This is a genomic window from Fibrobacter sp. (assembly GCF_045112255.1).
In the GTDB taxonomy this organism is placed as follows: Bacteria; Fibrobacterota; Fibrobacteria; order Fibrobacterales; family Fibrobacteraceae; genus Fibrobacter.
Window position 1 is genome coordinate 20,588 of sequence record NZ_JBGUHR010000061.1, and the last position, 11,971, is coordinate 32,558.

General features: G+C 48.9%; 4 protein-coding genes. 3 read left to right on the forward strand and 1 reads right to left on the reverse strand.

Going from position 1 to position 11,971, the window contains the following annotated elements; translation table 11 throughout:
* Nucleotides 1-17: 17 nt before the first annotated feature.
* Nucleotides 18-6,233, reverse strand: a complete 6,216-nt coding sequence (locus ACJMM9_RS09110) for a hypothetical protein (RefSeq protein ID WP_405325969.1) — start codon at nucleotides 6,231-6,233, stop codon at nucleotides 18-20.
* A gap of 91 nt (nucleotides 6,234-6,324) precedes the next feature.
* On the opposite strand from ACJMM9_RS09110, the gene ACJMM9_RS09115 reads away from it, so the two are divergent.
* From ACJMM9_RS09115 to ACJMM9_RS09125, 3 genes are all read left to right on the forward strand, one after another.
* Nucleotides 6,325-8,901 carry a P83/100 family protein gene (locus ACJMM9_RS09115; protein WP_405325971.1) on the forward strand — a complete coding sequence of 859 codons (2,577 nt, stop codon included), beginning with the start codon at nucleotides 6,325-6,327 and terminating at the stop codon, nucleotides 8,899-8,901.
* 89 nt (nucleotides 8,902-8,990) lie between these two features.
* Nucleotides 8,991-10,955 carry a hypothetical protein gene (locus tag ACJMM9_RS09120; RefSeq protein ID WP_405325973.1) on the forward strand — a complete coding sequence of 655 codons (1,965 nt, stop codon included), beginning with the start codon at nucleotides 8,991-8,993 and terminating at the stop codon, nucleotides 10,953-10,955.
* Between the two features lie 3 nt (nucleotides 10,956-10,958).
* Nucleotides 10,959-11,936 carry an SWIM zinc finger family protein gene (locus tag ACJMM9_RS09125; protein ID WP_405325975.1) on the forward strand — a complete coding sequence of 326 codons (978 nt, stop codon included), beginning with the start codon at nucleotides 10,959-10,961 and terminating at the stop codon, nucleotides 11,934-11,936.
* Nucleotides 11,937-11,971: the final 35 nt, after the last annotated feature.

An 11,971-nucleotide genomic window follows, 5' to 3' on the forward strand; every position in this document is an offset into this window, starting at 1 on the left:
TTAAGCCGCCTTTCTTTTTACGTTTGATTGACTTCGATTTCTTGTACCTCACCGTCTTCGTCCTCGATACCATACGTAGAGGTGGTATAGTTATTAGAGCGAACCGGAGGAGTCTTGTTCGAGCCAATATGCTTGACCGTCCGCTTTTCCGCCGTCGGAGTTTCCTTCTTAGGCGGATTACGTTTTGGCGTTTCCTTCTTAGGCGGAGTCGGAGTATCAGCCGCTGGTTGCGCTTCCTCTGGAGCAGCGTTAGCATCTTCAGACGGAACCAGAACTTCCTCATCAGGATTCTCTGGCTTCGGTGCGGCTGGCTGCGTTGGCTGACGATCCATTGCATCAAGATTATCAGTGACATTACCGCCAGCAGTCAACTCATTGAACGCGCCAGTAAATTCACCTTCGATACGCTTGTCAAGGTCACCAGCATTAGCTCCGCCGTTCTTGTAAGCCCTAGCAGCAGCCATAGCACACAGAACAGCATACGCTTCTGGAGTAATCCAGCCAAGAGAAGTCTTGATCATTTCATCGTAGCTCTCCGGCTTTACGGCTTCGCTGGACTGCATAGCGCTCTCGGCATGGATAACCATATCCTTATGGTTCGCCATAACGATCGAAGCCTTGTCACGCATATTCAAGTACGCCTTGATACGCATACCGTTAGTAAACAGCATGAGTGTCGTCGTGAACAAAGCAATAGGATCGTCCGACATATCTAGCTTGTCCGCATTGTCCAAAGCCACGTTCACAATGTAGTCGAAGGTCTTGATATCGAAAGTCATGCCAGGATACTTCAGCTTGACGATACGGCCCTTCTTGGACACGATGTCGTTGTCAACAAGCAGCTGCACCATGTTATTGTATTCTGGAGATCGACTTCTGATATTTGCCGCATAGTACGGATTGATACGAAGGTGCCCAATACGGCGGCGAGCTTCATCGGACGTCGCATTGTTATTGATGGCCAACTGATTGCCGCCATTCTCAAGGTTCTCCATGAATTTCTCGCGGAGCTTTGCAGCACAATCATCCCAGTCCATATCTGGAGTCTTCTTGAACGAGCAGAGCGCGTTAAAGATGTTCTTGATCTTCTTCTTACGAGCGCCGCTATCGTTACCCCAGAAGCCAACCGGAATACCAGTGGCGGTATCTACTTTCTGGATCTGGTCGATAATACGGAGAACTTCGAGACGGTCATCGTCACGAGACATCTGCTGACGAGTGTAATCGCTACCGTTGTACATTTCCACGGCGGCAAGGACATCGCTGACGCTCATATTATCTGGAATCATGCCAAGCAGTTCAGTGACATTGCGGATCCATTCGGCGTCGATATCAGATGCTTCGTCGCTCACCATCTGCGGATATGCGTTCGGTTCGTTGGACACCATACCAGCATATTCGAGGTCGAGGTCGTCATCAGTATCAAGCTGCTGCTTGACATGCTTCATGACATTCATACGACCAAGCTTCTGTCCGAACGACGTGCTCAGAAGGATAATGTCGGCAATCGGCGTATCCATTCCATCGCACAAGTTGTACATGGAACGCATCGCAGCATCCAGCAAATCGTTAGCGCGGCTCTGATATTTCGGCTGGTATTCGATGTCGCCAGACATCTTCACCTTACCGAATGCACGATACAGCTTTTCGAAGATGCACATACGGACGCTGTGTACCAAGTCTGGAATATCCTCGAACGGCCCAGTACGATTAACGCGCAAGTCCTCTTCCTTACGAGCGTCATCGTTCGTCGGTTCGACAACCTTCGTTGCCAAAACAGTAATCGTCTGACGGTCAAGCGGAACGGCATTTTCTGGATCGGTACGGTTTCCTTCGGCATCGAAAGCAATCGTTGCGGTCTTCTGGTCATTCAAGATATTTGCACTGGACTTGACCTCTGCGCTATACATCTGGGAATAGCTATTGAACTTGCCGCCAGTCATGGCCGCATTCACAACAGCTTCCACAGTCGGATAGTTCTTGTCGTTTACACGTTCGTCGTCAATAATCGCACTGACGATTTCACGTTGCAAGTCGCTAGTGCCTTGACCCTTAAACAATTCAACGCCCTTCAAGGAATCAAACACGCCATGGAAAGCACGGTCATCAAGCGTCGACACACGAGCATCCTTCAGAGTGCGGTCATACGCATGGAACGCATTTCCCAAAGCATAAGCAAACTTTGCCAGTTGCGGATTTTCGTGCATATCCTTGGCGACCAAATCCTTGTACGACATACGGGCAGCAGACTCGTCGTCGCCACCAACCTTCTTGATCTGTTCAGACGTATATCCTTGCGGAACTGAACGCATCTGAGAACGAGCGAACGAGTCGATAGCCTTTCCATATTCCGGCGACTGGTCGGTCGGACGAGCAATCGACTTCATATTCTGCAGCGTATTTGCATCTAGCTCGTCATGATTACGAGACAAGATGAAACCGCCAAGCTGGTTGATCATACCGACGATAGTAGCAGACACATCGGCTTCATAGCCACGAACTTCGTCCAAATCATCAGAATTCGGACGACGGTCACGAAGGTCAGTCAAGGTCTTCATAACCTTCGAAGAGACCTTCAAGGAAAGTTTGTTCTTGCTGTACTTGTTGATTACGTTATCGATCTGGCTCATACTATCGATCAAGTCATCGAGAGTATCGTCGCTTGGAGCCGCGATGTACGTACCCAGTACACACATGATCTGTGCGATGGTAGATTCGTCAGATGCCGTATAAGCGAACATACGACGGCTACCGTAATCTTCGACATTTGCCGCGCTGTACGACTTGAACTTAGCCATGCTGTCACGCTGGGCAGCAGCCGCATCGAGATACTTCATCGCACGGCGCAGATCGTCGGACGTAATCTTGAATTCACGCAAAGCCGTAATTATTCCAGTAAATGACGGATATTGCTGGCAATAATTATCGAGGAGCTGACCCTTTTCATTATTGACTTCCTCGGCGGACTTCATCTTCTTGGCGCACTGGATAGCATAGGCGATACTCTGGCGAGAGCTGTCTGGATCAGTCGCCATGATGTCGATCCACTGACGAATGCGCTTGTACTTGTCTGGGTCAGACGGCTCGACATCGTGAGGAATTTCCTTCGCGAACTCGATGACATCGTCAATTTCAGCCTTAGCCGCCTCGTAGACTTCACCGGATTCTTCGTACGAAGATACCGCATCCAAAATCTTTTCGAGGTAGTCACCTTCGGCTGGCGTGTCTTGATAGATTGATGCCGCGTCGATAGCATTGTCATCATTACGACGGCTCAACTTCATACGCGCATTACCGATATTGCTCGGATGGAACGGAGTAAGTTCGTCCATAGCAGCTTCGCCACCTTGACCAAACGCAAAGATGGAACTCTGCTGAAGATCGGACATATCCGCCTTGATATCCTTATCAGACGCATTGGTCACACCAGCAATCGTCGTGGCCATGCGGAATACCTTCACTGGAAGCACGAACTGACTGATCGAGCAGCCATTCAGCTTTTCGATATTTTCGGAACGGTCGCCTTCCATAGCGCTAGCGATTGCGTTCTTCACAGCGATAAGCATCTGGTTCGTTACGGAATATTTTTCAATATATTCCGGAACCTTACTCAACGCCCGGTGAAGAAGTTCAATATTCGGATTCTTGATCTCAGCATACATGTCGGTGAATTGCTGGTTAATTTCGCTCGACAGACTAGCGACAGAATTCATGTCAACTGTGAGCGCATCGTTCATCAACATCTCAATATCATCAGCATGAGCCTTCGCCTCGGCAACATTCGATTTCGAGTTCATCACCGAGCGATAAAGAGCAATCACCTGGTCGGACATTTCATCGTAATTGCTTGGTAGATATTCCGATTGAATCTTAGGGGCAAGTTCAGTACCTTGCAAGGCAATCATAGCCTTGTTGATATTGGACACGTAGCTCATCAAGCCAGAAAGGCAAACATAACTATTACCACGGTAGTACTGATTACAAGTGTTGATTGCGTTATACGCCATCTGAATACCAACCAAGGCATTCAACACAGCGTCATGCTGACCAACTTGTTCTGGGTACTTCGACTTTGCAAACGCCATCACGATCTTATCGACGGTGTTCTGTTTACCAGCAATAAGTGCATCGAGAGACGGCGTCACCCTATATACGGATTTCACCACGCCATTGAAGTCGTCATTGTCACCAACGGCATTAGCATAAGCCTTTACAGCTTGTGTGTAATAATCACAAACCGCACGAATCTTGGTCAAACTATCGTTGATCGCCGGGTCAACCGTAGCCTTAATCTTTTGAATAAATTCCACACGCTTGTCAGGTTCGCTCGCTTCCATTGGGTCAAGGAACTCGCACTTGGCAAGACCCTTGACAAAGTATTCGCTAGACATGATGTCGGCCTTGCGAGCATCCATATCGACACGAGTATCTTGCAAGATATTGGAGTCAGAAATGACACGGTTCGTTTCACGAGTCAACGGAGACACGTCAATAGAGTCTTCCAAATCGCCTTGACTATACTTCGTAAACGGAACAATACCGTAAAGCATAATCCAAGCATCGGAATGAGAAACCTTCGCTGGCATCAAGATAGAGCTGACGTAATGTTCGCCGAGCTCGCGAATCTTGTTTTCTGGAATATCGTCGATAACCAATGAATTGTCGACCAACACATCTTGAATTACAGAACTTGTATTTTCCTCACCCTTCGGCTTCTTGCTGGCAGCATCCAGCTTCGACATAAGGTTCTTGTTATATGCGATATGAAGCGAGCCGTCAGAATAGCTGAAACATCCTCTGGTAATCTTGCCAGCTTGGTTCAAGTCGTCTTGTGCGTTACGGTCAGTCGGGTCACGGTCGCCGAAAGTAAATACTGGTGCAGACAAGTTCGTCGCGCTAATATCTTCGTCTTCTGGCGTTGTACCAGACACGCTAGCCTTACCGACATACAAGATATCAGTACGAATCTTTCGAATCGCTTCATCCAACTGCGAACGAGAATCCTCGTCAGCATTACGACCGCTCAATTTGAGAAACACACGACCAAACTGTTCAGCGTCCTTTGGAAGTTCATCTCTGAACCCAACCAATTCTTCAATTAACGACGCACGAATATCAAGCGCCTCGGACGTCGACTTCGTAGCCGCTTCGGCAAAAATAGTCTTGACTTGATCGGCGAAATGAGTCGCACTAGCTTCATCATAAATACGCGGAGTCGAATAACCAATACGAGCCATCAAGCCTTGCATCAACTTGTACATGATGTGGCCAATTGGGTCAGTAAATTTGTAAGCGCGCAAACCATCGATCGAATACACCTTGAAGTAGCACATACAAGTGAACTTCGTGTTTTCGTTAAGCATATTCATCTGCTCGGTATTCTGGCCAATCGTATTCACGTCCTTAACGACATGAGTATCTGGATTGATAGCCATGGTCTTATCTTCGGCTTTATTAACCTTCGCGCTGTCAGTGTTGCTCAAAGAATACTTCGTGTACTTGAACAAAAGATTGGCCAAGCTGTCATTCTTGTTGTACCACGGCTGATCGACCTTGTTGGCACCAAATATATCGTTGACCAAGGAGTCGTTCAAAAAGATCCAGCGAGCGGCGGAATTCATCTGGTCATCAGTCACGCTGTTATTCAACTGTACGCCGTCAACCATTTCTTTAACGACTTTGTGAATGTCGTTGATCTTGTAGCCCATACCGTCGGTCAGTTTTTCGAATACCGCTTCGGCATGATAGTCTTCTTCGACTGGAGTCTGAAAACGAGACGCGACACCGAGTTCGATGGCGGACAGCCAAGAAGAATAGGCGATGTCGGCGATGTTCGCATAGCTTGCGTTCGTATTGATGCCGTGATGGCTTTTTGCCAATGTCGAGAACACGGCAATCGTCTGCTTATCCTTTGTCTGCTGAGAAAGATTGTACAGATACTTTGCCAATGCCGGGATGACACTAGCAGCCAAGTACACGACACGGAGCTGGGTATCTGGTCGATCGTATGCACGGATGCTGGTATTCCAAGAGGTCACATGCTTTGCGACCGACATCAACACGGCTTGAGCCGATGGACGTTGCGATATGTTCGAGTAGGATATGGCATATCGAGTTCCACTTTCCTTATCACCACGAAGAATATTCAGCTCTTCGTACGCACTCATGATATTCGTCTGGATCTGAACCGGGTCAATGCCTATCGCTTCAAGCAAAATTTCTTTATCCGACATACAATCAGCCTTAAATCTTGTCGATATCAGTTTATCATCAGTCACCAAGCCATATTTATATAAACTACGAATAATCGTTGGATTTAGCATTATGGCAGCATCTCTCGTTACAAAATTTATGGACTATATAGAAGAGCTGGACGACTTCGGAGACATCTTCGGAGTATCCGACAGCAACACCCAAGCAATCGATGCCGCAAAGCGCATTACCGATGCGTTCGAAAATGAAGGCGACTTCAAGGAAGACAGCAAGTACATGCAGAACGCCGATAAGTACATCAAGCCTTTGTACAACGCTTGCGTAGCATGTCCAAACGAGAATCCAGTCGATATCTGGAAGGCGATTCGAAGCGCAAATGATTCGCAGCTGAATCAGTTAAACAACATACTCGACACAAATGCTGGACAAGACGCTATCATCAAGTGGGTCAGTATCGGTAACAAGCCGCCTCTCAAGGACGACCGTAAGAATCCGATCGATGATACGCTTACTGGAACCGACCCCAATCAAGAAGCTCTGCGACGCCTAGCGCACAACGACCCGGAAGAAAAGGCCGAACCAGCGCAAACGGCGGAAAGCAACTCGCCAGCCGTGATGAACAATGTTCTAGAACTTTCCGGATTAGATGAATTACCAGCAGATAACAGCGGCAACCACGCAAATATCCAAACCGTCGAAGACGATGACGAAGTCGTATTTCCTAAAACCGACGAAGAAAAGGCTGCGCAAAAGGCGGCAGTCCAAGCCGAGCGTCAAGCCAAGAAGGAACAAGAGGAAAAAGCAAAGCAAGAACGTGCAGCCGCCAAGGCCGCCGAGAAAGAAGCAAAGGCAGCCAAGAAGGCAGAGCAACAGAAACTGAAGGAAGCCGAAAAGGCCCAGAAGGAAGCAGATCGTTTAGCTAAAAAAGAAGCCGAGGCTAAAGCCAAGGCCGACAAGGAAGCGGCGAAAAAGGCCGAACACGAACGTAAGGCTGCAGAAGCCGCAGCACTAAAAGCTAAGAAGGAAGCCGACAAGGCAGCCCAGAAGCAAGCTGCTGCACAAAAGGTCACTACCCAAGTCAAACCGCAAGCAGCGGTGGCTCCAGCTAAACCAGTTGCACCCGCCAGCCAACAGAAGCCAGCAGAGACGATCGACCAAGAACGATTCGCCCAACTTGCTGCAGCGCTGGACAACCAACTGAATATCGATACTCCGAAAGATAAGCAAGCAGAGCCTGGCTCGATTCCAGACGAGACAGCGGTAGAACTGCCGTCGGGTGAACCAGCCGAACAAGCCGCCGAACAAGTCGCCGCTGCTGAAAACCCAGAACAGCAGCAACAGCAACAGCAACAGCAACAGCAACAGCAACAGTCAGCCACAATTAGCATGCCAGCTCAGCCTTCAGAACAAGAAACGGATGAAGCTAGAGCTGAACTAGCAGACAAAGTCAACCCGGAACCGCAGAAACCAACCGACGCAGCTACCATCAAGCCAGCCGAACAATCCGCCGAGCTAGCTGAAATTCCAGAACAACCAGTTCGACAGACGGTCGTACATACTCCAGTGCGTCCAGTTCGCACGACACCTACGGTTGAACCGACACAAGATGTCGAAGAACCAGAAGACGAAACTCCAGAAATTCCAGAGACTGGAAATCCGAGAGACGAGTTCAGCGATCTGTACGATGAAATCGACAACCTCTCGATCTCGTCTGAACAAGCCGAAGAAGCAAAGCGTTATGCCGACGTCGTGTTTGGCAATCCGAATGCGTATCCTCGTGAATACGCTGTACTGTCAGGCAATGCATCAAAGACAAGAACTAGATGCGTCGAAGCCATGTTGGCTACGGCAAATAAGCGACTTGGCTACAAGGAACCCGTCTCCGGAAAGAAGAAGGACACGCTCGACTTCCAGTCTGGCGTGGTATCCCAGTCCAAGGGTCGTACTCGTGTTGGAGCGTCCCTTGTCATGCCGTCTGGTTTCGGACTGAAGAAAAATGCTGCCATTTGGAACACTCCGGTCATTACCGACTTCGGCTATCCGTTCCTCAATTTCAGCAGCGAAGCAATGCTTAGTGTCATCAAGTCCAAGAAAGATGACGAGGAATTAAAGAACCACAATCTGAAGAAGATGTTCAAGGATGCCGCAAAGCGCTATGGCGGCGTCTGGAAGGCGATCTATTCATCTCCGCTGACGTTGCTCCGCCAAATCGCAACCGACGTCGGAATTAAGTGTACGCCGAAATATCTAAAGATTGATGGGTCGGACTTGATAAATTCCGACTCTGGCGAAAACGTCACCGTAATTCCTATCAAGTATTACAGCGTCGATCCAGAGTTTGAAGGATTCATCAATGTACCGCGTGACTTCCTTACATCATTCTACGACGTCATCGACTACAGCAGCACATCGAAGCGCATGTACTTGAAGTACGCCCAGGGAATGTCGGAAGAAGAGTTCGCCGAAGAGATTACAGAAAACAGAGGCGTTCCTCCATTCTACATCCTCGTGCCGAAGCAAGCGAAGTTCAGCAAATGCCATATTCGTAGCGGAAGCCTATTAGGTTCCCTAATGAATCTCATTCTTGGCCGAAAGAAATGCACAATGGTTAAGACGGTCTTCCAAGGCAAGCGCGGATGCCTTGCTATGGAAACCGATACAGCTAACACACTATACGCCGATATCTAACCATTGTTTCACGTGAAACATCAAAAATCCGCTTTTTTTCGGCGGATTTTTTTATAAACTATGAAACAGTTACCTACTTGGGTGCATAAATGGCAGAAAAGACTATTAAGCTTGAATCAATGGTTGATAGCGACCTCGAATTGGCATACGACAAGGCCAAGACTTTGATCAATCAGAAAGTTCCGGATGATCAGAAAACCGAAGCTTTACAAAAAATCATGGACACGCTGAAGAACGATCCGAACAGTCGAGATGCGTTCGTCGCCAATCCAGCAGAGTTTTCTGCCAAAGTCTTGGGAATCACCACGGAAGGAACGCCGACCGAATCTACGACCCCAGAAGAAGGCAATGATGAGGGCGATACCGACGGTATCCAGATTACATATAGCGATGGCCAGAAGGTATTAAGAATTTACAACCGATTCAAAGATCCCAAACAAGCTATCATCACGGCAGCCGAGGGTTCGTCCTCACTTGCTAAAGCAGCCGGGTTCTACGTCGATATCGACTTCGACGCATTGAAACCTGGGGAACCATTCCACATGCAAGTGTGGGACGGTAAGGCATGGAGAGGCTGGAACAGCAATGCTCCAATTACCGAAGTCAAGGAAATAGTAATTCCAGACAAAGAATTGGAAACCGCGTTATACGCTCGCGATAAATTTCCAACTCCGTCGTATGAACAGCAAGACGAGGAGATTCCAGAGGAATCCGCCAGCGAAGAAGAACCAGTCGATACACCAGAAGACGAAACGGACGAACAAGGCGAAGATGCCGACCTCGCAACACCAGACGAAGAAGATGCTGCCAATGAAACCGCACTTGACAAGTTGGCCAAGATCTATCCAGTAATGGCCAAGGAATACAAGCTCCGCTTCCGTAACAGCGACGAGGATGCTGAAAAGCTCGCCGAATACACTCTAAAGATTGTCGAAGGCAGAGGCACTAACGCCGCCAAGTGGAAGCAGTACATCGACGAAAAGTGCAACAAGGGAACCAACAAGGCGATGATCCAGAATAAGGTCATTCCGACGCTCGTGAAGGCTTACAATGCCAAGGGCAAGGACGAGATCGAACTGACACGCCAAGTCAACGACGAGCAAATCGCTGGTATCAAAGACCGCAACGGAAAGTCTGCTGGCCGTATCGTCGTACCAGAAGGTTTCAACCAGCCGCCTATCGAACTTGGTGACCAAGTGGTCACTATGGACTTCGGCTATCCAGCAATCAACTTCAACAGCACCTTGATCAAGGAAATCGTTGGTGAGACCGACAAGCCGCGCCTCAAGAAGCTTCTCAAGGCTCTCATGAACCGTATCGACGGTTCGCCAGCTGGCAAGGCATTGATCAAGAACTTCATCTTCAGCTTCTCCCTCACCAAGACCACCAAGGGCGTTAAGCGTTCCGAAATGTACAAGCTCATCAAGGAAGCCGCATCAGCAAAGGGTATTCCGATGCTCCGTCGTCCGTTGAAGGTAGAAAGCGAACAGCTCGTTGGAAAATCCGAAGCCGACACGATTACCGTTCAGCCGTTGAACGCAGTCGCCAATCCGAAGAACGAATCTCTCGACTTCCTCGAATACGATCCGTTGTTCGAAGGCTGGTTCTCCGAAAATGTTCTCGGCCAGAGCAAGGACGAGAATGAACAGCATGTACACGGCAAGCCAGTCGAACTCCCGGCGGCCTACGTCAAGCAGTTCTACACCATATTGGTTCCGAGTGGCCCAACTGGTCTGCACAACTATGCTCGCTACATGACCGATCGTGAACGCAACGCCATCTACGAAAAGCTCGGCGAAAATTCCGAAGAAGAAATCAAGACCGGAAACCGCAACGTGAACGACATGATTCTCCAGCGCTACCTCGCGGAAACGAATGGCGTTCCGCCGTTCTATCTCCTCATGCCGCGCACCAAGCCGACCAAGGAACGTCTCCGCGTCTGCGACGACACTGTCGTAAACGGAAAGGTATGTATCAAGTCGATCGAAGGTAAGAACAAGGATGCATACTTCATGGACAAGGACAAGATCGACTCCGTATTCGAAGCTGGTTAATGTATGGATAAGAATGTACTCTTGAACTGCCTTTCAACTGGAAAGGCCCTAATCGAATCGAACGCAGCCTTCTTTGCGAAGAAGACTGACAAGAAGCGATTCGAACAAGGTAAGAAGTTGACAAGACAGTTCGTCGGTGTATCACGCGCACCAGATGGCAATGCCGTTATCGAATTCCAGGTTCCTTCTCGTAGCGAACCCGGTGTCATGCGTCATTGCTTTATCGACGTGATACCCAAAGATACAAACTTGTTCACACTGGCCCAGACTACGACGAGGCTCGCTGACCGCGTGAATGTCTTGAAGAACGCTGACGTGCGTTGCTTCTGTTCGTGCCCAGACTTCAACTGGAACGGCATGAAGTACATGATGAAGCACAAGTACGACAGCATGTCTTCAGACCACCACGCCGACAACGATCACGACGACCACGGTGAAGATATTGCACCTAAAGTAAGAAAGCCAGCACTTTGTTCGCACTTGGTCGCTGCGCTCGGCGGTATCTTGACCAACGCCTCCGTAATCATGAAGCAAGTTCGTACGGCTCCGCCAATCGAAGAGAAGCCGCAAGAAGAACCGCAGCCTACCGAAGAACATCCGATCGTAGGTAAGGCCGACTCCGAAGAACAATCGAACAACGTAGCCGAAGAACACGAGCAAGCTCGTAACGAAGCTAACGAAATGTTCACTACCGACGGCGGCACCATCAAGACCGAGGAAACACAGAAGGCGCTCGATGCACTTGCAGACAACATCGAACCGACCACCGAAGGCGAGACGGACGATGAAGTTCCAGAAGTTCTCGACGACCCAGGACTAGGTCTTGTTGGAAAAGCCGACTCCGAAGATAAAGCAAACAAACTCGTCGACTATGACGAGCTTGCAGCAAATCCAATGTTCGATGTCCCGGTAGATGACGAGGAAGAAGAAATCAGTGTCGATGACGAGGATGTCATCACCGAACCAATGAAACTCCCTTAATTAGACCAGATAGGTTCAAGCGTCGCGACAGAAAT

Bases quoted from the DNA above. Each gene is read 5' to 3' on its own strand.
- ACJMM9_RS09115 (WP_405325971.1), top strand. From the start codon at position 6,325: ATGGCAGCATCTCTCGTTACAAAATTTATGGACTATATAGAAGAGCTG.
- ACJMM9_RS09120 (WP_405325973.1), top strand. From the start codon at position 8,991: ATGGCAGAAAAGACTATTAAGCTTGAATCAATGGTTGATAGCGACCTC.
- ACJMM9_RS09125 (WP_405325975.1), top strand. From the start codon at position 10,959: ATGGATAAGAATGTACTCTTGAACTGCCTTTCAACTGGAAAGGCCCTA.
- ACJMM9_RS09110 (WP_405325969.1), bottom strand. From the start codon at position 6,233: ATGTCGGATAAAGAAATTTTGCTTGAAGCGATAGGCATTGACCCGGTT.